This window comes from Pseudomonas sp. PS01270 (assembly GCF_029959775.1).
In the GTDB taxonomy this organism is placed as follows: domain Bacteria; phylum Pseudomonadota; class Gammaproteobacteria; order Pseudomonadales; family Pseudomonadaceae; genus Aquipseudomonas; species Aquipseudomonas atacamensis.
The window spans coordinates 1-25,307 of the sequence record NZ_JASCPT010000081.1 but is presented as its reverse complement, the minus strand read 5'-3'; the positions used below and the strand labels follow the sequence as shown (position 1 = coordinate 25,307).

Below are 25,307 nucleotides of genomic sequence, written 5' to 3'. Positions count from 1 at the left end.
CACCGATACCATCGATACCTCGACCGTCAAACTGACCGCCGATACATCGGTCGCCGAAGGCGGCACTGTCACCTACACCGCCACCGTCGGTGCACCAGTTACCGGTTCTCCTGTCGTCGTGACATTGTCTAACGGCCAGACCATCACCATCGGCGTCGGTCAGACTACTGGCACTGCAACCGCTGTTGCTGCGAACGATGCGCTGACCGGCAATGCTCCGATCACCAACTCGATCACTGGCGTGAGCGGTGGCAATTTCGAAGATCTGGTTGCAGACAAAACTCCGGTTTCGACTTCTGTCACCGACGTTGCCGACACTACCAATCTGTCGCTCAGCGCCAGTAACTCGGTGGCTGAAGGTGGCCAGATCACCTACACCGCGACATTGACCAACGCCGCTGGCTCGCCAGTGACCGTAACCTTGTCGAACGGCGCCGTGATCACCATCGACGCCGGCAAGACCACCGGCACCGTGAACGTTCCAGCGCCAGCTGACGACGTCTACAAAGACGCCGGCTCTGTGCAGGCGACGATCACCAGCGCTACCGGCGGCAACTTCGAGAATCTGGTACCGAGCACTGCTCCGGCCGTGACGACAGTCACCGACACCATCGACACGTCGACCGTCAAATTGACCGCCGATACATCGGTCGCTGAAGGCGGCACCGTGACTTACACCGCCACGGTTGGTGCGCCAGTGACTGGCTCGCCTGTGGTCGTGACTCTGGCCAACGGCCAGACCATCACCATCGGCGTCGGTCAGACTACTGGCACTGCAACTGCTGTTGCTGCGAACGATGCGCTGACGGGCAACGCTCCGATCACCAATTCGATCACTGGCGTAACCGGTGGCAACTTCGAAGATCTGGTGGCGGACAAAACTCCGGTTTCAACTTCTGTCACGGACGTTACCGACACCACCAACCTGTCGCTGAGTGCGACCGGTTCTGTGGCCGAAGGTGGTTCGATTGTTTACACCGCTACACTGACCAACGCCGCTGGCTCGCCCGTGACCGTGACCCTGTCGAACGGCGCTGTGATCACCATCGACGCAGGCAAGACCACCGGCACCGTGAACGTTCCAGCGCCAGCTGACGACGTCTACAAAGACGCCGGCTCTGTGCAGGCGACGATCACCAGCGCCACCGGTGGTAACTTCGAAAACCTGGTTCCGAGTACCACGCCAGCGATCACCCAAGTCACCGACACCATCGACACGTCGACCGTCAAACTGACGGCTGATAATTCGGTGGCTGAAGGCGGCACTGTCACCTACACCGCCACCGTCGGTGCACCAGTTACCGGTTCTCCTGTCGTCGTGACATTGGCTAACGGCCAGACCATCACCATCGGCGTCGGTCAGACTACTGGCACTGCAACCGCTGTTGCTGCGAACGATGCGCTGACCGGCAATGCGCCGATCACCAATTCGATCACTGGCGTGACCGGTGGCAATTTCGAAGATCTGGTTGCGGATAAAACTCCGGTCTCGACTTCTGTCACCGACGTTACCGACACGACAAATCTGTCGCTCAGCGCCAGCAATTCGGTGGCTGAAGGTGGCCAGATCACTTACACCGCGACACTGACCAACGCCGCTGGCTCGCCAGTAACCGTGACCCTGTCGAACGGTGCTGTGATCACCATCAAGGCTGGCGAAACCACCGGCACCGCAACTGTTCCGGCACCTTCCGATGACGTCTACAAAGATGCCGGCTCCGTCCAGGCGACGATCACTAGCGCTACCGGTGGCAATTTCGAGAACCTCGTACCGAGCACTGCTCCAGCGGTGACGACTGTCACCGACACCATCGATACCTCGACCGTCAAATTGACCGCCGATACTTCGGTGGCTGAAGGCGGTACCGTGACTTACACCGCCACCGTCGGCGCTCCGGTTACCGGCTCACCAGTTGTGGTAACTCTGGCCAACGGCCAGACCATCACCATCGGCGTCGGCCAGACTACCGGCACTGCAACCGCTGTTGCTTCGAACGATGCACTGACCGGCCACGCTCCGATCACCAACTCGATCACTGGCGTAACCGGTGGCAACTTCGAAAACCTCGTCGCCGACAAGACTCCGGTCAGCACCACCGTGACCGACACCGTCGACACCACCAATCTGTCACTGAGCGCAACCGGCTCCGTGGCCGAAGGTGGCCAGATCACCTACACCGCGACACTGACCAACGCCGCTGGCTCGCCTGTGACCGTCACCCTGTCGAACGGCGCCGTGATCACCATCAAGGCTGGCGAAACAACCGGCACTGCAACCGTTGCGGCACCCTCCGACGACGTCTACAAAGATGCCGGTTCCGTCCAGGCAACCATCAGCAAAGCCACCGGCGGCAACTTCGAAAACCTGGTGCCAAGCACCGCGCCAGCAGTCACCAGCGTCACCGACACCATCGACACCACCACCGTAAAACTGAGCGCAACCGCCACAGCGGCAGAAGGCGGCAACGTCGTCTACACCGCGACCGTCGGCGCTCCGGTCACCGGTTCGCCAGTGGTGGTCACTTTGGCCAACGGCCAGAACATCACTATCGCGGTCGGACAGACCACCGGTACCGTAACTGCCGTCGCACCGAATGATGCGCTGACCGGCAACGCTCCGCTGACCAACTCGATCACCAACGTCAGCGGCGGCAACTTCGAAGATCTCGTCGCCGACAAGACCCCGGTCAGCACCACCGTGACCGACACCGTCGACACCACCAACCTGTCCCTCAGCGCCAGTAACTCGGTGGCTGAAGGTGGCCAGATTACGTACACCGCGACATTGACCAACGCCGCAGGCTCGCCTGTGACCGTCACCTTGTCGAACGGCGCCGTGATCACCATCGACGCCGGCAAGACCACCGGCACCGTGAACGTTCCAGCGCCAGCTGACGACGTCTACAAAGACGCCGGTACCGTGCAGGCGACCATCAGCAGCGCCACCGGAGGCAGCTTCGAAAAACTGGTACCGAGCACCACGCCAGCAGTGACCAGCGTCACCGACACCGTCGACACCACCACCGTCAGCATCACTGGCAGCAGCTCGGTGACCGAAGGCCAGACCGCCAGCTACACCGTCAGCCTCAATCACCCGGCGCAGACCGAAGTGACCCTGAAAATCGTCTACAGCGGCACCGCTGCCGACGGTTCGGACTTCACCGGTGTGTACACCGTGAAGATCCCGGCGGGCGCCAGCAGCGCGCAGTTCAACGTCGCCACCCTCGATGACAAGATCACCGAAGGCACCGAGAACTTCGTGGTCAAGATCGATTCGGCTACCGGCGGCAACTTCGAGAACCTCGCGGTCAGCAGCACCAATGGCAGCGTCAGCACCTCGATCATCGACAACGATGCGCCACCGGTGCTCGATCTGGACGCCAACAACTCCAGCGGAGCGACCGGTGCCGATTACAAAGTGACGTTCACCGAGAACACCCCGGGCGCCGGCGTATCGATCGCTGACACCGACATCAGCATCACCGACCCGGACAGCACGATGCTGACCGGTGCCACCGTGGTGCTGACCAACCGTCAGGACGGCGATGCGCTGAATCTGGGCAACAGCGTCAACGGCATCACGATCAATGCCAACAGCACCAACGGCACGGTGACCCTGACCCTCTCGGGTAACGCGACCCTGGCCGACTACATGCAGGCCATCAAGAACATCAGCTTCACCAACAGCAGCGAAAACCCGAGCACCGTGCCGCGCGTCATCACCGTGACGGTGACCGATGGCGGCAACTACTCGAACACCGCGACGACCACGGTCAACGTGGTGGCGGTCAACGATGCACCGGTCGCTGCGCCGAGCAATGTCACCGGCACCGAAGACACGCCGCTGGTACTCGGCTGGTCGACCTTTGGCGTCAGCGATGTCGACAGCCCGGCGAGCAGCCTCGGTATCAAGATCACGCAGCTGCCGGGCGAGGGCAAACTGCAGTATCTGGACGGCTCGACCTGGAAGGATGTTGCCAACAACCAGACCTTCAGCAAGGCCGACATCGACGCCGGCAAGCTGCGTTTCCTGCCGGATGCCAACGAGTCGGGCACCAATGGTTACGGCGGCACCGGCCTGGGCAACAATCAGGCGGACTACGCGCAGATCAAGTTCCAGCCTACCGATGGCCAAGCGCTGGGCAGCACCGGCACGGTGAAGATCGACATCACGCCAGTGGCGGATGCGCCGACCGTGGCCGTGGCCGATAACAGCGTTAAATCCACCGGCCTGATCAAGGAAGTCTGGACCGGTCTGTCGGGCCTGGGCACTGACGGCAGCGGGGCGAATTCGACCACCCTGAAAAACGTCATCGACGCCGCCGGCAAACCGAACTCCAGCGGCAACGTCACCAACGTGCAGTCTGACGGCAGTGTCGCCGCCGGTACGGCGTCGAAGACCTCTGGCCTGATCTACCTGGAAGCCGGCAAGACCTACAGCTTCAGCGGCGTGGCCGATGACAGCCTGCTGATCACCATCGGCGGCAAGAGTGTGGCTTCCGGTACCTGGGGCGCGGGCGGTGCGATCAATGGTTCGTTTACCCCGACTACAAGCGGTTACTACACCCTCGACATCTACCACCACAACCAGAGCGGCCCGGGCAGCTACGATGTCAACCTGTCGGTCAACGGCAGCACGCCGATTGACCTCAGCAACGCCGGCGTGCCGATCTACACCGGTGTGCAGGATCTGATCAACTCGGGCGTGACCGTCTCCGATCTGCACGGCACCAACGGCGAAGGTTATTACGACGGCTACAAGCTCAACACCGGCGCCGAAGGCACCACGGTGAAACTGTCGGCGATCAGCACTGCGCTGACCGACACCGACGGCTCGGAAACCCTGAGCGTGAAGATCAGCGGTGCACCGGTCGGTTCGGTGCTCAGCGATGGCGCGGGTCATACCTTCACCGTTACCGCGAGCAATGGCGAAGCCAACGTCACCGGCTGGAACCTCGGCTCTCTTACCGTGACTCCGCCGACCTACTACAACGGCCAGTTCAACCTGACCGTGACCTCGACGTCCACCGAACAGGTCGGCGGTTCGGCAAGCAGCACCGCGACCATTCCGGTCACCGTGGTGCCTGCGGTGTACAACGCGGTCACCGCCACCTCGGGTGATGACAACGTCACCGGCACCGACGCCAACGACATCATCGTCGCCGACATCGGCGGCCTGACCGTGGTCCCGGGTACCAACTACAACATTGCGTTCATGGTCGACAGCTCGGGCAGCATGAGCACCTCGTCGCTGAACGCCGCAAAAGACTCGCTGACCTCGGTGTTCAACAGCCTCAAGCAAAGCCTGGGCGGCAGCAACTCGGGTACGGTGAACATCTTCCTGGTGGACTTCGATACCCAGGTCAACAAGTCAGTGTCGGTGAATCTCAACGACCCGAATGCGCTGACCTTGCTCAAAGCCGTACTCAACTCGATGGGCTCCGGCGGCGGTACCAACTACGAGGACGTGTTCAAGACCACGGCCAACTGGTTCCAGAGTGCCGATGCGGTCGCCAACACCGGGGCGAAGAACCTCACGTACTTCATCACCGACGGCCAGCCGACTTACTACCAGACCGGCGAGCAGACCAACCCGACGCTGTATGGCAACGTGAAACTCGACAGCGTGGTGAACACCAGCAACTACAAGCAGGGCGACACGTTCAGCACCTACATCGACAACTCGCACTACCTGACCATCAACAGTGCCGGCAGCGTTGTGCTGCAAACCTACAACTCGTGGTGGGGCTGGAGCAGCGAGACCCTGGGCACGATTCACGCGCAGGGCGACGGCACTTATGAATTGTCGAACCTTGCGGGTACCGGCAACAGCACCAACTCGTCGACGACCAGCAACTCGACCAGCGGCTTTGCCTTGTTGAGCGGGTTGTCGAGCGTCGAAGCCATTGGTCTGAACAACGACGTCAGCCTCAACGACCTCAAGCCGTACGACTCGGACAAAACGCCGCAAACCAACATCGATCCGAAGGATCTGGCCAACTCGATCATCGGCCATACCGAAGCGACGATGCCGGGTAACGACACCGTCAACGGTGGCGAAGGCAACGACATCCTGTTCGGCGATCTGGTCAGCTTCAACGGCATTGCCGGCGAGGGTTACCAGGCGATGCAGGCGTTCGTCGCCAAGGAAACCGGCGTTGATGTCAGCAAAGTCACCACCAGCAATGTGCACCAGTACATCACCGAGCACTATCAGGCGTTTGATGTATCCGGCGCGCACGATGGCAACGACACGCTGCTCGGTGGCGCAGGCAATGACATCCTGTTCGGCTCGGGCGGCACCGACCTGCTCGACGGCGGCAAAGGCAATGACATCCTGCTCGGCGGCACCGGCAACGACACGCTGATCGGCGGTCAGGGCAATGACATCCTGATTGGCGGTTCCGGTGGCGACACCTTCGTCTGGAAATCGGGCGACACCGGTAACGACGTGATCAAGGATTTCAAAGCCAGCGAAGGCGACCGCATCGACCTGCGCGACCTGTTGCAGGGCGAGACCGGCAGCACGATCGACAACTTCCTGAAGATCACCACGGTGGATGGCACGTCGTCGCTGCAAGTCAGCTCGGCGGGCAAATTCAACTCGGGCGATGCCGCTGCGGCCACGCCGGACGTGACGATCAAACTGGAAGGCAACAACTGGGCGAGCGCCAACCTGCACAACCTGATTGCCGGCAGCGACCCGACCATCAAGGTCGATCACAACAACAGCTGAGGCTGAAACAACGACGGCCGCCTCCTGTGGGGCGGCCGTCGCGTTTGCGGGCAATGCAGCGGTGACGATTTGATCGGCGCCCCGCATACTGGCGGGCAGTTGGCTATGCTGCTGACAGCATGACGCTGTTCATTTGTGAGGGATGCTCAATGTTTTACGTGCAACGCGATGCGCAAGGCCAGTTGATTCGCGTGGAAGCTGCGGCGTACGCCGAGGCCACGGAAACGCTGCCCGCCGATAACCATGAGATTCAGGCGTGGTACGCCAACGAAGCCGTGGAAAACAGCCTCAAACAGCTCAAGCAGAGCGACTTTGAAATGATTCGGGTACTCGACGACCTGATTCAGGTGCTGACCCAGAAAGGCGTGATCCGCGTCACCGACCTGCCAGCGGCGGCCCAGGCCAAACTGATGGACCGCACCCAGGCGCGTGAAGCACTGGGCGGGTTGAGCCAGTTGATCGATGAGGATGAGGGCGGGTTGATCTGATCCTGGATCTTCACCAACTGGACTGGCCCTTTCGCGAGCAGGCTCGCTCCCACAATGATCGTTCCCACGCTCCGCGTGGGAATGCATCAAGGGACGCTCCGCGTTCCGACCGCAACTCAGTTATCACGGCCCGTCACCGTTGTGACGCAGAGCGTCACGGGCTGCATTCCCACGCAGAGCGTGGGAACGATCAGTTCAGGCCCCAAGGCTTCGGCTCACCGAGCAACTGCCCCTGCACGCCATACAAGCCCATCTCGCGAATCACTGACAGCTCCCCTTCAGTCTCGACCCGTTCGGCAATCAGCGGCAGATCGATGCTGTGCGCTGCGCGCTGGATCGCTTCGATGAACAGGCGCTTGTCGCTCTCCTGATCGATCGCCCGAATGTAGCTGCCATCGATCTTCAAATACGCCAGACCCAAGCGCGCCAGGTTGCCGATCATGCTGAAGCGCCCGCCGAAGCGCTGCAGGCTCAGCGAGAAGCCAAGCTCGCGCAGGCGTCGGGTCAACTGCTCCAGCACCGCCTGTTCAGGCAATTGCTCCTCACCGATTTCCAGAGTCAGACGCGCGCCGAGATTGGAATGCGCGCGCAGAATCTCGAAGACCTTGTTCAGCGCCTGCGGGTCGGCCAGCGTCGCCGAGGACAGGTTCAGCGCCAGCGAATCCTCGTGCCCCTTCATCTGCTCAAGCACGCGTTCGAGCATCAGCCGATCGAGCCGCGCGGTCCAGCCGAAGCGCTCCAGCCACGGCAGGAAGCGTCCGGCGGGAATGGTCTGGCCCTGCTCGTCGAGCAGACGCGACAGCACCTTGTAATGCAGCACCAGTTGCGTGTCCTGCGCCGCAACCACCGGCTGGAAATACAACTCGAAACGCTGCTGACTCAAGGCCTGATCCAGCAGTCGATGCCAAGCGTGATGGTCATCACCGACCTCCGCCACCAGACTCTGATCGATGCACGCCCAATTTTGCTCGCCCTGCCCTTCGGCCTGCGCGAGTGCCTGATCGCCCAGTGTCAGCACCGCTTGCGGGGAGTCACCGTGGGCAAACGGCGCCAGCCCGATCGAAGCCACCGCCGGCACATCGGTCGCGCCGGTGGCATGCAGGCTGCTCAAGGCATTGTCGAGATTCTGCGCCAGCTGCAGCGCTTCCTCGCGCACCAGCCCCGGCGCCAGCACGGCGAATTCACCGCCGCGAATACGCGTGACCAAGTCCTGGGTTTGTGGATATCTGGCGCACTCGCGGGTCAGTTGCTCGCCGACGGCCTTGAGCAATTGGTCGGTACGCTGGCCGCCGAGACGCTGGTTGAGACCGGCCAGGTCCTTGACCCGCAATAGCAGCAGATAACCGGAACTGGCCTGCTCCGGGTTGCTTACACGGTTGTGCAGTTGCATCTCGAAATAACGACGGTTGGCCAGGCCGGTGAGGTTGTCCTGATAGGACTCGGTACGCAGTTTTTCACTGCGCTCGGCCTGCTCCTGGAACAATGTCTTGAGCTTCTCGACCATCTGATTCATTGCCTGCACCACGCGACGCAATTCAGGCGTGCGCGGCAGATCCGGCAGGCTGAGAAACTCGCGGCGGGCAATCGCATGGGACTGCTGGACCATGTAATCGAGGGGTTTCAACTGCCGACGCAGCAATAGCGCGCCGAGCACCGCACTCAATGCGCCGCAGATCAGCAACCAGCCAAGACTGCCCAGTGCGCTCTGCCATAGCTTGGCCACGGCGAACATCGGATGGCTGACCACCTCGACCCGCGCCGCCTGCTCCCAGCCACGGCTGACCAGCGCATCGCCACCCGCTGGTTCGAGGCCGATCAGTCTGACGAACCAGTCCGGCACGTTGCTCACCGCCGGGGCACCGCTGCGCTCGACAATGGTCTGCTCGGTCTTCACGTCGACCACGCGGATGCTCGCGTAATAACCGCTGTCGAAAATCGAACTGACCAGCAGCTCGACCATCGCCGGGTCGTCGATATTCGGCGTCAGCGACAACGCCAGCGCCGTCGCCGCGTCCTGTGCGTGGGAGCGCAACTGATTGACGTACTGGGTGCGCGAGCTCTCCAGGCTGACCATGAAGCTGCCGGTGAAGGCCACGACCAGGAACAGACAGATAGCGATCAACAGCTGTTTGAACAAAGACATCTGAGCGCGTGCTCCTAGTTAGTCGTCTCGACCGGAAAACCTTCGGCCTGCATTTTTTTCAGCACATCCTGCCAGCGCGACAGGCGTTTGGTGTCGCCGACCTTTTTATTGCCCTTGGCGCCTGGCAGATACAGACCTTCGGCATTGAAAGAGTAGACCGGCAGCAAATCGGTCCGCTGCGCCGCCGGCTGGATCGGATCGATCAGGCTGTCGAGCACCAGCGGCATGGCATCGGGGGTCGCATAGTACGTCAACACCATGTGCGCGCGGTTCTGGCGCAGCGCCTTGACGTAGGTGATACGCAGCTTGTCACTGGAAACGCCGAGATGGCGCAGGCTGAAATACTTGGCGATGGCGTAGTCTTCGCAGTCACCGGCGCCCTTCCACAGGGCTTCGATCGGGGTTTCCCAATAATCCACTTCGCGCCACAGATCGATGTCTTCGACGTAACGCACCTGCTTGTTGAAGAACAGGTTCACCACCTTGAGCTTGTCCATCTCACTGACCTGCTTCTGCGTGGCCAGCAGATTCTGCCAGGCGTCGATGCGCTGCTGCCCCGCGCCCAGTGGCCCATAAAGAGCCGTGGCCTTGCGGCTGATCGCGGAAAAATCCCAATCGGCGTGCAGGCCGCCCAGCATGACGCCGGCCAGCAGCAATGCGCAGCCAAGCCAGCGCAAGGTCCGAGGGATCGCGAAACGTACCGCCACTGCAGGTTTCCAGAAGGACAGAAAGGAAGCGTTTGATGGTGAAGCTTAGACCGGCAAAAAACAATGGCACCGTGAGATCATCGAAGACGCGCTAGACTTGAGATTGCCGCGCAACGTTTTACAAGGTTTGACAACCTGTAGAGCAATCACTAGTGTCATTTGGATCCAAATATTGCGACCTACAGGGTGTGTTGTCGTGACTCAGAAGCCCAAACCGCTGCACAGCATCAAAGTCGAAGGACCGATTCCTGCGCATCTGGCCCGGTCGGTGATCGAAGAAACCCTGCGCTCGGCCATTCTCGATGGCCGCCTGCCCTGCGGCACTGCACTGCGCCAGCAGGATCTGGCCGATCTGTTCGGGGTCAGCCGCATGCCGGTGCGCGAAGCCTTGCGCCAGCTCGAAGCGCAGGAGCTGCTCAGCGTCACCACGCACAAAGGCGCCGTGGTCGCCCCACTGATCCAGGGCGATGCTGCTGAAACCTACGAGTTGCGCATTCTGCTCGAGTCCGAGGCATTGCGGCAGTCCATTCCGCTGCTGACTGAGGCCGAGCATCAACTCGCCGCCGGCTACATCGACGAACTGGAAGCGCAGCACGACTACAACGAAATCGGCCGCCTCAACCGTCTCTTTCACATGGCCCTGTATAACAAGGCGCCCAACCAGCGACTGCTGCGCCTGGTGGAGGACGGGCTGAACGAAGAAGAACGTTTTCTGCGGTTCAATCTGGAAGCGATGGGCTTGGGCAAGCTGTCCCAGGATGACCACCGCGCCATGCTTCAGGCCGTAATCGAGCGGGACATACCGCGCTCGCTCGCAATGCTGGAGCAGCACCTCAACCGTGGCGTTGAGGTCATCACCCGATACCTGGCGACTCCCGCCGCACAGAAGCGTCACACCGCGCGCTGATATCCCGTACGTCGAATAATCCCCTTACAAATCTTCGCGACCGCTCTGCTGCCAGCGCTGGCAGCGGATCGGCGTGCCCGCTGGTGCCCGCCCCGGCCCTGCCGACGCATTTCTGCTGCCCGCCGATGACCAATCGGTAATAGCCCTGACGGCAATTTACCCGCACTCTTCCAGCGCCACCCCTACAGAACGGGGACGCGCCGCCCTGACGGCACAGTCCCCGCAACAGGAACCTACGGAAGGAGCCTTGTCACGGGAAACAGGAAGTCATGGCGCCGGTCCCGGCCAACTTTCGCCCCCTTTGAATTCATAAACTTCCCTTGTTTAAAAGTTGCTTCGAGTGAGGCATTCACTCTTGTTATCGATTTTGGCCATTATTAGCCGAAAGGAGTAACTACGCCCAAATAAAACTTGGTCTGAAAGTTTTATCGGCCACTCTCATATTCAAAAAAAATCCAAATTAAAATAACTGAAAATAAACTTGTTAAATGCATTTGCCCTGTATTAGTTTTTCTCTCGCCAGGTTTGAACGTCGCCGTTCAGCGTGGCATACCTCACGCACCAACCGCAGCAACCGTGGCGCCGCAACGGCGCCACAGCGCAATCAATATTTGCCCGACTAACTTGCTATCCAACTTGCTCGCCCGCTTACAGCAACTGAAAAGAATCGTGCACTTCAATCAATGATAAAGGACATCATGATGCCCACTAAGCAGCAACTCGCCCTGAAGAAAGCCGAACTGAGTATTCACCCGATCTTTTCCGAGATTACTTCGTTATCGGTATTACGTCGTTTCATGGAAACCCATGTATTTGCCGTATGGGACTTCATGTCGCTGACCAAGCGCCTGCAACAGGAACTGACCTGCACGCGTTTACCCTGGTTGCCGCCGCGCGATCCCCACGCGGCGCGGTTGATCAACGAGATCGTGCTGGGCGAGGAATCGGACGATCGCCTCGATGCCGGCCATTACAGCCACTTCGAGTTGTACCTGGATGCGATGCGCGAGATCGGCGCGAGCACCACGGCGGTAGAGCGCTTTGTCGCCCTGCAGCAGGAAGGCGTGAGTTATGACGTCGCGTTGCAGAGCGTCGACGTCGTCCCGGCGGCCGCGCAGTTTGTCCGCGATACCTTGCGCATTGCCCTGGAAGCGCCGGGACACAGCGTCGCTGCCGCGTTCCTGCACGGTCGCGAGAGCGTTATTCCGACGATGTTCCAGCGCATCCTCGATGACTGGGGCATCGGCATCGAACAGGCACCGACCTTTCGCTACTACCTGCAACGGCATATCGAAGTCGATTCCGAAGATCACGGCCCCGCCGCCGAGCAGTTGCTGGAGCGTCTGGTCGATGGCGATCCGCAGCGCGCAGCCGAGGTTTACGCCAGCGCCATCGCCGCCGTGGAAAGCCGCATCGCCTTGTGGGACGGGCTGCGCCTGAGCATGGGCGTGGAAGTTGCCGAGGTGGCCCAATGAACGCTGCCGACTATCAATCTTTCGCCGAGGCCTGGGAAAGCCGCGCGACCATCCGCACCCGTCCCCGGCGGTTGCTGGAAGACGATCAGCGCCTGATCTACCCGCTCAGCCGCCAGCCGCTGGTGCTCAGCGAAACCTTCCTGCGTGAATGCCCACAGCAACGTGATTTCGCCCTGGTGCAGACGTTGTACAAATTCATCAACGACGTAGTGATTTTCGAGACGGAAATCGTCGACAAGACCGCCCGCAGCATTGCCAAGAATCGCTTTGCCGTGGCGTTCCCGTTCGCCTGTCGCTACGACGCGATGACCGTGGTGGTCGATGAGGATTACCACGCGCTGGTGGCCATGGATTTCATGCAGCAAACGGTGGCACTGACCGGTATCGAACCGATTCCGTTGCCCGACGAAATCGAGCTGAGCCGGGCGATTCCCGCCGCCGTTGCGCTGGCTCCGGAACACCTGCGCAGCGCGGTGGAATTGATCTGCGTGGCGATCGCCGAAAACACCGTGACCGGCGACGTCGCGGCGTTCGCCCGCGACGATTCGGTCAAGCCGTCGATCAAGGGCCTGATGGCCGACCACTTGCTCGACGAGGGTCGCCACTCGAGTTTCTGGGCGCGGATGGTACGCATCTATTGGCACACCGCCAGCGAGGCGGACCGCGAAACCATCGCGCAGATTCTGCCGGTGTTCATCGGCCATTACCTGACCAACGACATCCAGAAGTCCTTCGATTTGCGCCTGATCGATGCGCTGCCGGTCAGCGAAACCACGCGCCATTCACTGCGCGAAGAAATCGCCGGACTGGCCTTCCCGATCAATCGCCACCACCCGCTGGTGGGCAACATCGTCAGGTTTTTCCACAACAGCTCGCTGCTCGACACACCGTGCGTGCAGCACGCCCTGCGCGACTATCTGGTTTGAGGAGACCGACATGAAACGTCTCGACATTTTGCTCACCGGCGCCGGCCAGGCCATGACCGACCTGGCCCGGGAACTCGAACAGCATGGCCATGCTGTGACCCGCAGCGGCGTGGCTCAAACGGCGGTGGATCTGATCATCGACGATGGTTTTATCGCTGCCGGCGACTTCTGCGCCATCCCGCATCTGCACCTGCGCCTGGGTGTCGCCGCGCAAGAGCATGGCGGCCTGCCGACCCTCGACTTGCTGTGCTTCCTCGGCTCGTCGCTGATCAGCCGTGTGCCGATCGGCGATGAGCCGTCCGGCAACGGTCAGTCGCTACGCCAACGAGCGCTCGCCCATGTGGTCGACGAAGTGGCGTTGCTGGTCAGCCGCTTTTCCCGCGATGCCGATTATTTGAGGCATGCCCCGGCCCTCAAAGCGCCGGATTTCGAACGGCTGGAAGATCTACTGTTTCTCGACAAACTGGCGTACGTCCACTGTCTCAATGACACGGCAAACCCGGCGCTGCTGGAGCAGGCGCAAATCCCGCTGATCGAGCGCCTGCGAGAAAGCCTGATCGAACATGCCGAACGACCGGCGCTGCACCTCGGCGGACAGTCCATCAGCTACCGCCAATTGCACGCCCACAGCCGGGCGATCCAGCAGCGGTTGCTGCCCTTGCTCGAGCAACATCCGCAGCCGTGGGTGGTCGGTGTCTGCCAAGGCAAAAGCCCGGCGTTGTTTGCCTCGATTCTGGCGATTCTAGGCAGCGGCGCCGTGTACCTGCCGTTGGAGCCGAGTCATCCTTTGCCGCGTCAGCAATACATCCTGGAAAACGCCGGCGCGGTGCTGTTGCTTCACGATGGACAACAGGCGCTCAGCGAGTCGATAGCGGGGCTGGATGTCAGTGGCATCGAAGCGCCGAACGCCGGTCTCGACCGGCCGCTGATGCAGCACCGCCCGGAACTTGATGCGCCGTGCATGGCGCTCTACACCTCGGGTACCACCGGGCATCCTAAAGGCGTGCTGCTCAGCCAGGCCAATCTCGCCCACTTCACCGCATGGTACGCCGACTACGTGCAGTTGCACGCCGGAAGCCGGGTGTTGCAGTTCTCTTCGCTAAGCTTCGATTCGTCACTGATCGACATCTTCCCCAGCCTGCTCGCAGGGGCGGAACTGATCGTGCCCGACGACACCCAGCGCCGCGATCCCTTGCAGCTGATTGCGCTGATTCGCCGACGGCAACTGACCCACGCCTTCCTGCCGCCGGCGCTGTTGAGCATCCTGCCGCTGGAGCAACTGGAGGGCGTGCAGGTGATGACGGGCGGTGATGTCTGCGAGCCGTACGTCATCGAGCAACTGACCCGCCAAGGCACCCTGCACAACCTGTATGGCCCGACCGAAGCCACCGTGCTGATCACCGCGCGCCAGCTCAAACCGGGCGACAGCAACCGCACGCTGGGAGGGCCGATCGCCAACAGTCGGGTGCTGATTCTCGACGACGATCTGCAACCGGTGCCTGATCAAACCGTCGGTGAGCTGTTCATCGTCGGCCCTGGTGTCTGCCTCGGTTACCTGAACAATCCGCAGCAGACCGCCGAGCGTTATCTGAGCCTGTCACTGCCCGGCGGCGAAACCCTGCGCACCTACCGCAGCGGCGACATGGCCAAGTGGGGCGAGCACGGTATCGAGCTGTGCGGGCGGCGCGACAATCAGGTGAAAATCCGTGGCTTTCGCGTCGAGCCGGAAGAGATCGAACGCTGCCTGCGCGAGAGCCGCTTGTATCGGCAGATCGCCGTGGTCATCGACAGTCAGCGGCGGATTCTGGCGTTCCTCGCCCAGCCACAGACCGAGACTGCCCGCGACGAATTGAAGGCTCACGCCCGGCAGTTTCTGCCGGACTACATGCAACCGGGAGCGTGGACCGAACTGGCGCAGATGCCGTTCGCCAGTAACGGCAAAGTCGATCGCAAGGCGCTGCTGACATTGCCGGTGACGGTGCAGGACAGCGCTGCGAAATGCCTGCCGGCCAATGCTGACGAAGCGCTGCTTCTTGAGGTATGGGCCGAACTGCTGGAACTGCCGACCAGCGACATTTCCACTGACGAAAGCTTCTTCAATCTCGGTGGTCATTCGATTCTGCTGTCGCGGATGTTGCTGCGCTTGCGTGAGGAATTCGGCCGAAGCATTTCGATCAATCGCTTCATCGAACTGCCCACGATCAGCAAACTGGCGACGCTGGTGCGCGGCACCGATGACAGCGCCGTGCTCAGCGCTCAGGCCATGGCCGACGCCGAGCGCGCGCTGGATATCGAACCGCTGCCGATCAGCCGCATGGGCGATGTGCACAAGGTCATCGTCACCGGTGCCAACAGTTTTGTCGGCGTGCACATCGTCGAAGCGCTGCTCGGTTGGGGCGCCAGCGAAGTGGCCTGTCTGGTCCGCGACGGCGCCGGGCAAACGGCGGCGCAACGTTTCGCTCAGGCACTGCGCGAAAACCGTCTGGAGCACCTCGACCTGAGCCGTGTGCGGGTTTACGCAGCTGATATCAGCCGTCCGCAACTGGGCCTGGGCGATGAGGAATATCAGCGCCTGGATCGCGAATTTGGCGCGCTGGTGCACAACGCCGCCAACGTCAACCACGTGCTCGATTACGAGTCCCTGGCGGCGGACAACGTCGAACCGATATTTGCCCTGCTGAAGCTGTGCGAAGGGCAGCGCAAAAAGGTCTTCAACTTCGTCTCGACCCTGTCGGCATCCAGCACCGTGGATGACGCCGGTCGGGTGCTGGAACTGCCCGCCGCCGCGACGCCGCCGATCTATATTCGCAACGGCTACAACCTGTCGAAGTGGGTCGGCGAACGCATCCTTGAGCGGGCGCGCGAGCAGGGTGTGCGGGTCAATCTGTATCGCCCCGGCAACATCAGCTTCAACAGCCTCAGCGGCGTCTGCCAGCCGCACAAAAACCGTTTGATGCTGATGCTCAAGGGCTCGATCCAGCTCGGCCAGGTGCCGGCCTTTGCGCTGAATTTCGACCTGATGCCGGTGGACTTTCTCGCCCGCTTCATCGCCTTCCATGCCAGCCGTCATTCAGCTGATCGCGCGGTGTTCAATCTGCACAATCCCGAGCCGCTGAGCTGGGATGCCTACGTCGCTTCGTTCCGCGAAACCGGCAGCGAGTTTGCGCTGGTCAGCGTCGCCGACTGGCAGCAGCAACTGAACCGGGTCGACGCCGACAACGCGCTGTTCGGCGTGCTCGGGTTCTACCTCAATGGTTTCGAAGAAGATATCGGCGACATCTCGCTGATCGGCCACGCCAACGCCGAGGCCGGCGTGCAGCAGATGGGCGCGCACTACCCACAGAAATCCCCGGCGCTGCTGCGTCGCGGCTGCGACTACCTGAAAGAAATCAACTTCATCTGACGCATCCCAAAGGAGCAACACCATGAGCAATCTGCAACCCGACACCCTGATCAAAAACCCGCAAGGCTGCCACGTTGTGTCGTCGGTGGAAGTGCCGGCGGACGTGGCAAAAGTCTGGGCGATCGTTGGCGATTTCGCTGGCTTCGAACGATTCATTCCAGCGCTGTCGCACACCGAAATGACCGGCGAAGGCGTGTCCTCGCTGCGCAAGAAAATCTTCAAGGACGGCAACGTCGTGGTCGAACAACTCAACTCGCGCGATAACCAGGCACAGCGCATGACCTGGACGACGATTTACAACACGTTGGGGGTAGCGAATCTGTGGGCGGCGATGCAAGTGGAATCGCTGAGCGCAGGGAAGTCGCGAGCGACCTGGACGATCATTGCCGAACCGGCTGCGGGTGGGGATGAAGCATTGCCGGGGTTCAGGGATTTCGTGCAGGGGTTTGCCGACGATGCGATGGGCAATGTGCTGAAGCTGTTTGTCTAAGGCATCGGTTTGGCGGTGATTGAACCGCCGCTTTCGCGAGCAGGCTCGCTCCCACATCTGGAATGCATTTCCCTGTGGGAGCGAGCCTGCTCGCGAAGAACGATAACGCGGTCTGCGATCTGAAAAATCAGATCTTGAAACTGTCGACCAACTGCTTCAACCGGTTCGCCTGCTGCGACAACGCATCACAATCCTTCAACGTTTCGTTGAGGTTGGCCACGCTCTGCTGGTTCAACAAGTTGATCTGGTTGACGTCGACGTTCAGCGTTTCCACCACCGCCGTCTGCTCTTCAGTCGCCGCTGCAACCGATTGGTTCATGCCGTCGATTTCGCCGATGCGCTGGGTCACGCTGACCAGGCGCAGACCGGCCTGATTCGCCACTTCCACGCTCTGCTCGCTGGACGCCTGGCTGGCGTTCATTGTGCTCACCGCTTCGCGCGAGCCGACCTGCAGCGAGGTAATCATCTTGTGGATCTCTTCCGCCGATTCCTGGGTGCGATGCGCAAGGTTGCGCACCTCATCGGCGACCACGGCAAAACCGCGCCCGGCTTCACCGGCACGCGCGGCCTCGATGGCAGCGTTGAGCGCCAGCAGGTTGGTCTGCTGCGAGATGCCTTTGATCACGTCGAGAATGTGGCCAATGTTGTCGGTGCTCGCGTTCAGGGTTTCGATCTGCGTGCACGACAGGCTGATCTTCTGCGACAGCTCGGTCATCGCCTGAATGGTCTGCTCGACCACCTGACGACCATCATCGGCCTGCTCGGAAGCGCCACTGGCGTGCTGCGAAGCATCCGCCGCGTTGCGCGCGATCTCTTGAGTGGCCGCGCCCAGCTGATTGATCGCCGCCGCGACGCTGTTGGTGCGCGCACTTTGCTCGTCGGAACCGACGATCGAAGCGTTGGACGACGCCATCACCCGTTGCGACAAGTCGTGAACGTGACGAGTCGCCGACGACACTTCGGAAATCGAAGCGTGAATCCGTTCAACGAACTGGTTAAACGCGCTGCCCAGTTCACCGAACTCGTCTTTGCTCTCGACCAGCAGACGCCGGGTCAGATCGCCCTCGCCCTGGGCAATGTCTTTCATCGCGCGGCCCATGGTGGTCAGCGGACGCATCAACACGTTGATCAACAGGCTCAACAGCAACGCAATCGCCGCGACTGCGACAAACATGGCGATCAACGCCGAGGTGCGGAATTGGCTGAGTGCGGCGTAGGCCTTATCGCGATCGATCGACAGACCGATGTACCACTGCGCATTCGGCAGATCGCTGACCGGGGTGAACGAGAGAATGCGCTCCTGACCGTTGAGCAAGACGTTCTGGTTGCCCTTCTCGATGCGCACGCTGGTGTTCGGGTAGATGTCCTTGAGGTTTTTCATTACCTGATCTTTGTCCGGGCTGACGATCACCTGACCGTCAGCACTGACCAGAAACGCATGGCCGAGGCCGCCGAAGTCCACCGAGTTGATGATCTTCACCAGAGTTTCCAGGCTGAGGTCACCACCGACCACACCGAGCAATTCACCGTCCTTCTTCACCGGCATGGCGATGGTCACCACCAGGCCACCGACGGCCGCCATGTACGGCGGCGTCAGCATGGTTTTGTCGGCGGCTACTGCCTGCTTGTACCAAGGCCGCTGACGCGGATCGTAACCGTCCGGCATCTTCGCATCGGGGCGCTGGGTGAAGACACCGTTGGCCTGGCCGACGTAAGTGAACTGGAAGTTCGAAGTGAAGGCCGGTTGATCGACAAGGCCCGGCAAGTCGGCATTCCTGCCTTGATGGGCAACGTTCTGCGCGAGGTTTTCCAGCACCAGAATCCGTCCGCTCATCCAGTTCTGCACGCTGCTGGCGGTGAGGTCACCGGCCTGCTGCACAGAGGACTGCAAATTCTGCCGAATGGTGTTTCGCTGCAAGTAATCGTTGTAGAGCGTGAACAACGCGAACGCCAGGACGACGACGCCCGAAGCGGCCAGGAGGATTTTATGGCTGAACTTGAGATTCATTTCATGGGACTTCTTATGCCAAAAGTGGGGATGCGTTTCCGGATGCAACATTCCATGTACGGCGCAGGCAGCGTTCTTCTGGCCGCTCTACTTTGGTGCACGCATTTCTCACCAGTCTGTCGGCCAGCGGCGGAGAAATCTTAGGGGCGCGTGAGAAATGGACGGGGTTTGTACAGGATTCCCGCCGAACGGCGTGCCAGAGCAGCTGCGAGGGAATTTTTCGCATCGACATGGGGGCAGCAGTTGCAAAATCTGTAACCCTTGATGACAATGCGACTAATTATCATTTGTGACGTTCGGGCTGGCGTGGTCATGTCTTCACCTGAGTTGGTCGTACAGGCGCTTTACGGTAGTCATCACGGCTGGCTCAACGCTTGGCTGCGCGCGCGGCTGGGCAACGCAGCGGATGCGGCGGATCTGGCTCAGGACACTTTCCTGCGTCTGCTGCAACGTACCGAACGCCTCGAACTCAGAGCGCCCCGAGCTTTCCTGCGAACCATCGCGCGCGGTCTGGTGATCGATCATTGGCGCCGCGAGGAAATCGAGCGGGCCTATCTGGAGACCATTGCTCACTTGCCTGAAGGCGAAGTACCTGACGCCGAATCCCGCGCGTTGGTGCTGGAACTGCTGGAAAGCATTGCGCGTATGCTCGAAGGACTGAAGCCGAAAGTGCGTCAGGCATTTCTCCTGGCGCAGTGCGAAGGTTTGACTCACAAACAGATCGCCGAGCAGTTGGGCGTATCGGTACGTTCTGTGGAACGCTACGTCGCCGATGCGCTGTATCACTGCTATGTGTTGCGGTATGAAAACTGATGCCTGTGGACAACCTCTCACTCGCTCGCCGCGTCGAACCGCGCCAACAGGTGGTCAAGCAAGCGATTCACTGGCTGCTGCGGCTGCGCAACAACCACGGCAATTCGCGGCTCACTCGCCAATGCGAGCAGTGGCGCGCCGAGCATCATGAACATGAAATCGCCTGGCAGCGGGTGCAGTCGCTACAAGCCGAATTGAGCTCCAGTCTGCGCGCCGTGCCGGGTGCGCAGGTCGCTTTCAACACCTTGGAAAACAGTGCGCAGGGGCTGGGCCGACGCCAGGCTTTGAAGTTGTTGTCGGGCGCGCTGTTGATGGGCTCCGCCGCGTGGCTGGCCAAGGACAGCGCCGCCTGGCAGCAATGGAGTGCCGACTACGCCACGGCGACCGGCGAACGGCGCGGTTTCCAGTTGCCCGACGGCACGCGCATCGAACTCAACACCGCGAGCGCCGTAGACCTGGATTACACCGCGCAGCAGCGCCTGATCAAACTGACCCATGGCGAGATCATCGTTACCTGCGGCGGCTCTGACGAGGGCGCGGCGACCGATCGACCGCTGCGCATACAGAATCGCCACGGCAGTTATGCGCCGGTCGATGCGCGTTTCATTTTGCGTCAGGACGATCAGTGCACGCGGCTCAGCGTTACCCGTGGTCGAGTCGTGGTTCACGCCGGTGGGCATTCGCTCGAGGCGCTCGCCGGGCAGAGTTTTCTGGTCGACCAAAGCGGTTTGCGCGCTGCGCCGACGCCGGATATGGATGCAGGCGCCTGGCTCGACGGTTTGATTGTCACGCGCAATATGCGGCTGGGTGACTTCCTCGCTGAAGTGGGCCGATATCGCCCGGGTTATCTCAATTGTTCGGCGGAGATCGCAGACCTGCGCCTTTCTGGGGTGTTCCGTCTGGAGGACACCGACAGGCTGCTGGCGGTCCTGCCGCAGACGCTGCCGGTGCAATTGCGTTATCGCACCCGCTGGTGGGTGACCCTGGAACGTGCGGTGTGATTATTTTTGGCGGGTTTTCGCAGGCAGTCCGGCTTAGTCAGTAAGCACTTCAACTCAGCCCCCGCGACTGCCTACGGAAATCCACAATGACTGTCCGCGCCATTTGTAAGAACCCTCTGAATTTCACTGCAGAATCGACACTACTGCGCCATGCGGTTCGCGCGGCACTGCTGACCACCGCGCTGGGCGTCAGCGTATTACCGAGCCTGAGTCTGGCCGCCAACACCGGCACCGAGATCAGCCACCGCTACAACATTGCTGCCGGGCCATTGGGCGAGGCATTGAATCAGTTCGCCCGGCAGGCCGGCATCACCTTGGCGATGACGCCGCAACAGACCCAAGGTCAGCAATCTCCCGGCGTGCAGGGTGAATATTCGACCGACCAGGCCTTGAGCCATTTGCTCGGTGGCTCAGGGCTGGAAGCCGTCAGCCAGGACGGCAGCAGCTACATTCTGCGCCCGCTGGCTGAAAGCGAAGCAATGGCCTTGCCGACCACCGACATCAAAGGCTTCGCCCTCGGCAACGCGCTGGGCAGCATGGCCGGCTACAACGCCACGCACAGCCAGATCGCCACCAAGACCAGTACCGCCCTGTTGGAGACCTCGCAAAGCGTATCGGTGGTGACGCGTGAGCAAATGGATGACCAAGGCTCGCAAACCGTCTCGCAAGCGATGCGCTACACCCCGGGTGTGCTGACCAACCCGTATGGCGCCACGCACCGTTACGACTACGTGGCGATGCGCGGTTTCAACGACGGCTCGGTAGACAACATCTACCTCGACGGCCTCAAGTCGATGGGCGACAGCGGCACTTACAGCACCATGCAGGTCGATCCGTATTTCCTCGAGCGTGTGGACATTCTCAAAGGCCCGTCGTCCGTGCTGTACGGCCGTAGCTCGCCCGGCGGTCTGGTCGCGCTGACCAGCAAAAAGCCGTTGTATGAGGCTTATCATCAGGTGCAGGCCACAGTGGGGACGCAAGGCCAGCATGGGGTTGGGTTTGACTTCAGCGGTCCGGTCGATGACGACAAGCGCATCGCCTATCGTCTGACCGGACTAAGCGATCAGTCCGACACGCAATTCGATCACAACAAGGAAAAACGCTTCGCCCTCGCGCCGACGTTGAGCATCGATTTCAGCGAAGACACCTCGCTGACCCTGCAGGCCTATCTGCAACACGATCCGGACGGTGGTTACCACGGCGGCGTTCCGGCGGACGGCACGATCCATCAGCACAATGGCGAGCGCATCTCGCCGCGCTTCTTCGAGGGCGAACCGGGGATCGACGGCTACTCCCGTGACCAGCAATCGTTCGGCTACCAGTTCGAACATCGCTTCAACGACGTCTTCACGGCACGGCAGAACTTCCGCTATCTCGATTCCAAAGTGAACATGGATCAGGTCTACGCCTATGGCTGGACCACCCCGACCAGCAATGAACTGAACCGCTATTACACCGGCGGTGATGAGCGCCTGCATGCGTTCATCGTCGACAACATGCTGCAGGCCGAATTCTTCACCGGCGCGACCAAGCACACGGTGCTGATGGGCGCGGATTATCAACGGCGCAAAACCGTGGTCGACTGGACCAGCGGTGGCCTCGCGCCGATCAATGCGTTCAATCCGGTGTACGGTAACTCGGGGATCGAGATGTACGGCAACACCAGCTATCTGCGGCGCCTCGAACAGACCGGTGTGTATTTGCAAGACCTGATCGAGATGGACAAGTGGCGCTTCTCGCTGGGCCTGCGTCAGGACTGGGTCGAGACATCCGATGAAAACCGCATCGCCGAAGCGGGGCGTCCGGTTGGTACAGAGATCAATGATCGGCGCACGAAACTCACTGGGCGTGCCGGCGCTTTATATCTGTTTGATAACGGTCTGGCGCCATACATCAGCTACTCCGAGTCGTTTAACCCGAACTCCTATGCCGACAGCGCCGGTAATCCACTCGCCCCTACCGATGGCACACAGTGGGAAGTCGGTTTGAAGTATCAGCCGCCGGGCACCGATAACCTGTTTACCGCCTCGCTGTTCCGCATCGACCAGGAAAACCTCGCGACCAAACTGCCGCAGGAAAACTTCTATCGCGCGGTCGGTGCCGTACGCTCGCAAGGTCTGGAGCTGGAAGCGCACATGCAACTGACCGATAACTTGAAAGTGCTCGGCAGTTACACCTTCACTGATATCGAATATTCCAAATCGATGATCAGCACCTTGAGCACGCCGACCGATGTCATCGAGAACAAGGGCAACTCACCGACTCAAGCGCCGCGACACATGGCCTCGCTGTGGGCTGACTACAAGTTCGACAGCGCCGCACTTGATGGGCTGCGCTTGGGCGGTGGGGTGCGCTACGTCGGCTACAGCTGGGCCGATGCGGAGAACACGATGAAGGTGCCGTCTTACACGCTGTTCGATGCCTCGATCGGTTATGACCTGGGCAAGATTGGTTTGAAGGGTGTTGATGTTCGGCTCAACGCGAACAACCTGACCAATGAATCCTATGTCGCGTCCTGCGCCAGTCTGAACTTCTGCTACATGGGCGAAGAACGCAACGTAGCGGCGACCGTCAGCTATCAGTTCTAAAGCTATGTCCTGTGCATAAAAAAGCCAGCCCCTGCTATCAGGGGCTGGCTTTGTCGTTTCTTCGGGGTGTTTTGTATGCGTGCGTTTCTGGTTTTGTTGCATCGGTACATTGGCTTGGCCACTGCGACGTTTTTATTGTTGGCCGGGCTGACCGGCAGTGTGCTGGCGTTCAATCACGAACTGGATGAGTGGCTGAATCCGCAGTTCTACGAGGCGGCGTCAGTGGGTGAGCGCTTGTCGCCGGGCGCGTTGGTAGATGCGGTGCAGACTGCACATCCGAAACTGCAAGTCTGGTACATGGAGTATCCCCATGAGACGGGGCATACGGCGCTACTGGCGGCCGTTCCGCGTAAGGATCCGGCGACGGGCCAGCCGTTTGATGAGCGCAATCAGGTGTTCTATCTGGACCCGGTCAGCGCGGAGCAAAAAGGTGCGCGCTACTGGGGTGAATGCTGTTTTCAGCGGGAGAACTTCATCCCGTTCATTCTGGAGTTTCACTACAACCTGACATTGCCCGATAACTGGGGACTGCTGTTGATGGGCTTGGTGGCCATCGCGTGGGTGATCGACTGTTTTGTCGCATTGTGGCTGACCTTGCCGCGTGGCAAGCCATTCTGGAAGAAGTGGGCTACTGCGTGGAAGGTCAAAGGCGGGCATGCCTACCGCTTGAACTTCGATCTGCATCGCGCTGGCGGATTGTGGTTGTGGCTGCTGCTGTTACCGATCGCCGTTAGTAGCGTGGCGATGAACTTGCCGAGCCAGGTATTCAAGCCTGCGGTTTCTTTGTTTTCGCCCATCGAGCCGAGCGTACATGAAGCCAGAGGACGAATGCCCGCCGATCAACTGGGGACGACACAGTTGAGTTATCAACAGGCGTACGAAAGGGCATTGCAGGAAGGGAAACGATTAGGACTGACGACGGCAATAGGCGAGTTGTATTACAGCTTTGAGTACAACTTCTACGGCGCAGGATTTGGACAGCACGATACGGACGCCCATGGAAAATCCTGGTTGTTCTTTCACGGTACCGATGGCCGATTATTGGGACAGGAGATCGCGGGACAGGGCACGCTTGGAGAGCAGTTCTATCGACTTCAGTTGCCCATACATGGAGGACGGATCATCGGGGTGACAGGGCAGGTAATGATCGCGGTACTGGGTGTGTTGATTGCGGGGTTGTCAGGGACGGGCGTCTATATTTGGTGGCGCAAGTGGCAGGCAAGACGCAGCACCAGGATCCGAAGAACAGCCTGATCTTTCGTACACGCTTAAATGACAAAACCCCTGTCTGCGTTAGCAGACAGGGGTTTCGGAATTCAATCTTGACGATGACCTACTCTCACATGGGGAAACCCCACACTACCATCGGCGATACATCGTTTCACTTCTGAGTTCGGGATGGGATCAGGTGGTTCCAATGTTCTATGGTCGTCAAGAAATTCTTTATCTGGCCCGTCAACACGGTAACAAGCCAGCAAAAACAGGAACTTCTACTAAAACAAAACCCCAACTGCTTTCGCAATTGGGGTTTCGGAATTTAATCTTGACGATGACCTACTCTCACATGGGGAAACCCCACACTACCATCGGCGATGCATCGTTTCACTGCTGAGTTCGGGATG

The 25,307-nt window shown here is 60.4% G+C and carries 13 protein-coding genes, 1 rRNA gene and 1 pseudogene; 11 read left to right on the top strand and 4 right to left on the bottom strand.

The genetic code is table 11. The features are described 5' to 3' along the window. Together QMX86_RS19750 and QMX86_RS19745 are read left to right on the top strand one after the other, a co-directional pair. Positions 1–6,736, top strand: a pseudogene (locus QMX86_RS19750) (LapA family giant adhesin); the annotation flags it as partial. A 149-nt stretch (positions 6,737–6,885) separates the two neighbouring features. Beyond that, positions 6,886–7,224 (top strand): hypothetical protein, encoded by a 339-nt coding sequence (locus tag QMX86_RS19745; protein ID WP_016772279.1) that lies wholly within the window; start codon positions 6,886–6,888, stop codon positions 7,222–7,224. Positions 7,225–7,414: 190 nt separating this feature from the next. Here QMX86_RS19745 and lapD read toward each other — a convergent pair whose 3' ends face one another. Continuing rightward, positions 7,415–9,367 (bottom strand): cyclic di-GMP receptor LapD, encoded by a 1,953-nt coding sequence (gene lapD, locus QMX86_RS19740; protein WP_073476738.1) that lies wholly within the window; start codon positions 9,365–9,367, stop codon positions 7,415–7,417. Between the two features lie 14 nt (positions 9,368–9,381). Further along, positions 9,382–10,074, bottom strand: a complete 693-nt coding sequence (lapG, locus tag QMX86_RS19735; RefSeq protein ID WP_073476740.1) for a cysteine protease LapG — start codon at positions 10,072–10,074, stop codon at positions 9,382–9,384. Positions 10,075–10,270: 196 nt separating this feature from the next. Here lapG and QMX86_RS19730 point away from each other — a divergent pair, with 196 nt between their 5' ends. From QMX86_RS19730 to QMX86_RS19710, 5 genes are all read left to right on the top strand, one after another. Further along, entirely contained in the window at positions 10,271–10,981 is a 711-nt protein-coding gene (locus QMX86_RS19730) for a GntR family transcriptional regulator (protein WP_151551949.1), read from the top strand. 698 nt (positions 10,982–11,679) lie between these two features. Then, positions 11,680–12,456, top strand: a complete 777-nt coding sequence (locus QMX86_RS19725) for a DUF3050 domain-containing protein (protein WP_282385790.1) — start codon at positions 11,680–11,682, stop codon at positions 12,454–12,456. Beyond that, on the top strand, positions 12,453–13,382 hold the full coding sequence (locus QMX86_RS19720) for a diiron oxygenase (RefSeq protein ID WP_282385788.1): 930 nt from the start codon (positions 12,453–12,455) through the stop codon (positions 13,380–13,382). The genes QMX86_RS19725 and QMX86_RS19720 overlap by 4 nt, the downstream gene beginning before the upstream one ends. A gap of 10 nt (positions 13,383–13,392) precedes the next feature. Next, complete coding sequence (locus QMX86_RS19715; RefSeq protein WP_282385786.1) at positions 13,393–16,785, top strand: non-ribosomal peptide synthetase; 3,393 nt, start codon at positions 13,393–13,395, stop codon at positions 16,783–16,785. 22 nt (positions 16,786–16,807) lie between these two features. Next, positions 16,808–17,275 (top strand): SRPBCC family protein, encoded by a 468-nt coding sequence (locus tag QMX86_RS19710; protein WP_282385784.1) that lies wholly within the window; start codon positions 16,808–16,810, stop codon positions 17,273–17,275. A 127-nt stretch (positions 17,276–17,402) separates the two neighbouring features. On the opposite strand, the gene QMX86_RS19705 is transcribed toward QMX86_RS19710, so the two are convergent. After that, positions 17,403–19,283: a methyl-accepting chemotaxis protein gene (locus QMX86_RS19705; RefSeq protein WP_282387103.1), complete on the bottom strand. Its 1,881-nt coding sequence runs from the start codon at positions 19,281–19,283 to the stop codon at positions 17,403–17,405. Between the two features lie 312 nt (positions 19,284–19,595). Here QMX86_RS19705 and QMX86_RS19700 point away from each other — a divergent pair, with 312 nt between their 5' ends. The 4 genes from QMX86_RS19700 to QMX86_RS19685 all read left to right on the top strand — a co-directional run bounded on the left by QMX86_RS19700 (position 19,596) and on the right by QMX86_RS19685 (position 24,939). Beyond that, complete coding sequence (locus QMX86_RS19700; RefSeq protein WP_038860824.1) at positions 19,596–20,096, top strand: sigma-70 family RNA polymerase sigma factor; 501 nt, start codon at positions 19,596–19,598, stop codon at positions 20,094–20,096. Beyond that, positions 20,096–21,097: a FecR family protein gene (locus QMX86_RS19695; RefSeq protein ID WP_282387102.1), complete on the top strand. Its 1,002-nt coding sequence runs from the start codon at positions 20,096–20,098 to the stop codon at positions 21,095–21,097. The genes QMX86_RS19700 and QMX86_RS19695 overlap by 1 nt, the downstream gene beginning before the upstream one ends. Before the next feature lie 86 nt (positions 21,098–21,183). Then, positions 21,184–23,685: a TonB-dependent siderophore receptor gene (locus QMX86_RS19690; RefSeq protein ID WP_282387101.1), complete on the top strand. Its 2,502-nt coding sequence runs from the start codon at positions 21,184–21,186 to the stop codon at positions 23,683–23,685. Positions 23,686–23,760: 75 nt separating this feature from the next. After that, the gene (locus QMX86_RS19685; RefSeq protein WP_282387100.1) at positions 23,761–24,939 is read left to right on the top strand and encodes a PepSY domain-containing protein; all 1,179 of its coding nucleotides are present in this window, start codon (positions 23,761–23,763) and stop codon (positions 24,937–24,939) included. Between the two features lie 66 nt (positions 24,940–25,005). On the opposite strand, the gene rrf is transcribed toward QMX86_RS19685, so the two are convergent. Next, positions 25,006–25,121: ribosomal RNA gene (rrf, locus tag QMX86_RS19680) — 5S ribosomal RNA — on the bottom strand. Positions 25,122–25,307 lie beyond the last annotated feature (186 nt).